The organism is Arthrobacter sp. Br18, assembly GCF_000520555.1.
GTDB lineage: Bacteria > Actinomycetota > Actinomycetes > Actinomycetales > Micrococcaceae > Arthrobacter_D.
On record NZ_KI914893.1, the window covers coordinates 79,217 to 82,137 of the forward strand.

At 70.5% G+C, this 2,921-nt stretch carries 1 protein-coding gene and 1 pseudogene; both read left to right on the plus strand.

Annotated elements, in window-relative coordinates; translation table 11 throughout:
* Positions 1–1,259: pseudogene (locus Y704_RS24670) on the plus strand (ABC transporter); the annotation flags it as partial.
* Positions 1,256–2,875 (plus strand): GTPase, encoded by a 1,620-nt coding sequence (locus tag Y704_RS0116480; protein WP_026550918.1) that lies wholly within the window; start codon positions 1,256–1,258, stop codon positions 2,873–2,875. The pseudogene Y704_RS24670 and the gene Y704_RS0116480, both read left to right, overlap by 4 nt.
* Positions 2,876–2,921 lie beyond the last annotated feature (46 nt).

Consider the following 2,921-nt stretch of genomic DNA (forward strand, 5'->3'; position numbering starts at 1 on the left):
TGCTCGCCGCCGCCGATCTGTGGCTTTTCGTCACCACCGCCAACCGGTACGCGGATGCGGTGCCGTGGACGCTCCTTTCGGAGGCGGCGCAGCGGGACGTCCTGCTCGCCGTCGTTCTGGACCGTGTCCCGGCGGGCGTGGAGGAGGAGATCCGGGAAGACCTGCTGGCACTGTTGGCGGCGAAGAACCTGGCGCACGCGCCGATCTTCGTGATACCGGAGGTGGCGCTCGACGCGGAGGGGATGCTTCCTTCCGGTGCCGTCGCTCCCGTCCGGCGCTGGCTCGAAAGTCTGGCGGCCGATGCCGAGGGTCGGCGGAATATCGGACGACGCACCCTCACCGGAGCCGTCCGGGCACTCGGAATGAGGATCAGCGAGGTTGCCGATGCGGCCAGTGCCGAACAGGCCGCGGCGGCCGGTCTGCGAAACTCCGCCACCACCGCCTTCGACGTCGCCCTCGGCGGAATTCTGCGCTCCACGGAAGATGGAACGCTGCTGCGCGGCGAGGTGCTCGCACGGTGGCAGGACTTTGTCGGCACCGGCGAGTTCATGCGCGGAGTGGAGACGAAGATCGGCCGGCTCCGGGACAGGGCGGGGGCGTTCTTCACCGGCAAACCGGCACCGGCGCAGACCGTGGCAGCGGCGATCGAGAGCGGACTCCATGCCGTCATCGTCGAGGAGGCAGCGAAGGCCGCGGAGGCCGTCGAGACCAGGTGGCGCGCCGACGACGCCAGCCGGGCACTCCTCGCCGGACACACATCACACAACAGCGCCGAGTTCTCGGCGCGCGCCGCTGCCGAGGTGAGGCAATGGCAGCAGGACCTGCTCGAACTGGTGCGGTCCGAGGGAAGCAGCAAGAGGTTCGCTGCGAGGATGCTCTCCTTCGGGGTCAATGGAGTGGCGGTGGCCCTCATGGTGGTGGTCTTCGCGTCAACGGGCGGCCTCACCGGCGGTGAGGTCGGCATTGCCGGAGGTTCGGCTGTGGTCGGCCAGAAGCTCCTCGAGGCGGTTTTCGGTGATGACGCGGTGCGGCGGCTCGCGCGCACCGCGAAGGACAACCTGCGACAGCGGTGCGGGAGGCTTCTGCATGCCGAGCAGACGAGGTTCGAGGCGCTCCTTTCGCCGCTTTCCGAGCAGACCCAGCCGGAGGCGCTGCGCCGCTACGCCACCGCGCTGGCCACACTGCAACTGACCCAGGAACCGGCCTCCCGCACCGGCGAGCCGCGTCCAACCACCGCACGAGCGGCTGAACCCCAGTGAGCCGTCGGCAGGCTTCGCGGGGCAGCACCCTGCAGGAACAGCTTTCGGCCCTCGACACGGCGCGTGAGCTGGGCGCCGGGCGCCTTGACGAACGCCGGCTCGGGAAGCTGCGGAGCGTCCTCGACCGTGCCGGAAGCAGGCGCTCCCTGTCCGCCGAACACACCGTCGTTGGAGTGTTCGGCCCCACCGGGAGCGGGAAGTCATCCCTCGTCAACGCGCTCAGTGGAACCGAGCTTGCACGGGTGGCGGCGCGACGCCCTACAACGTCCTCGCCGCTGGCTCTCGTGTGGGGTTCGGCCGGCAGCGCCGACCTGCTGGACTGGCTGCAGGTGGACGAGCGCCACGACATGCCGGCGGATTCACCCCTGGTCGGAGGAGCGGCAGGGCTGATCCTGCTTGACCTGCCCGATTTCGATTCGACGGCGAGCGCGCACCGCGCTGTCGTGGAGCGTATGGCGGGCCAGGTGGACGTCCTCCTGTGGGTGGTTGATCCCCAGAAGTACGCCGACGCGGCACTCCACCAGGGCTTCCTGGCGCCCCTTGCCTCCCATGGGGCCGTCACGCTGGTGGCGCTCAACCAGTCGGACCGGCTCAGCGACTCCGCCCTGCCCGAGGTGACGGCGTCGCTGGCCGGCATCCTTGCGGGGGAGGGACTCGACGGCGTCGGGGTGTTTCCGGTCTCCGCCAGGACGGGCGCCGGTCTGGAGGCGCTTTCTGCTGCCATCCGGAACCTCGCCGCGCGGAAAAGCGCCGCCAACGAGCGACTGGCCGCCGACGTCGTGGTTGCCGCAGCGGAGCTTACGCAGTACACGGGACCGGGTGACCTGCTGATTCCCGGGGCTTCCGCACGAGCTGCCCTTGCCGAAGGCCTGACCGCTGCGGCGGGCGTCGGGGCCGTGGTTGACGCCGTCGCCGCTTCCTACCGGCGTGATGCGCACGCCGCGACCGGGTGGCCCGTCACACGGTGGATCGGTGCGTTGCGCCCCGACCCCCTGCGTCGGCTGAACCTCCGCCGCGCGGATATTGATCCGGTGCTGCGGCGTACCTCCCTGCCCGCCGGTGAGCCTGCCCAGCTCGCGAAAGTGGACCGCGCCGTCCGCACGTATGCCGATGAGGCGGCAGGTTCCGCCGTCGAGCCGTGGCGCAGCTCCATCCGGGATGCTGCCCGAGGGTCGGTGCCGGTGTTGCTGGACGGCCTCGACCAGGCTGTCGCCGGCACCGATCTCTCCACGGGGCGGCGTGCCTGGTGGTGGGCCCTTGCGGGACTGCTCCAGTGGGTGGCCTTCGCCGCTCTTGTTGCGGGGGCCGGTTGGCTCGGCCTTCTTGCCCTGGGCGGGTTCCTTCAGCTGCAATTGCCGCAGACGCCGCGCGTGGAGGGCTTCCCCGTGCCCACGCTGCTGATCGTCTCCGGTGCCGGCGCCGGAATGCTGCTCGCGGTTCTTTCCGCCGTCGTGGCCCGTTTCGGCGCGAAACTGCGGAGCCGCAGGGCACGACGGAGGCTCGCCGCTGCAGTTGCGCGGGTGGCAGCTGACACGGTTGCGGAACCGGTCGCTGCCGAGATCTCCAGGTACAACGCCTTCCGGGCGTCGGTCGAAGTATCGGCTCGCAGGGCGTAGGGCCAGGCCCGCAGCAGCCGAGAACTGCGGCCTGCGAGGCCTAGGC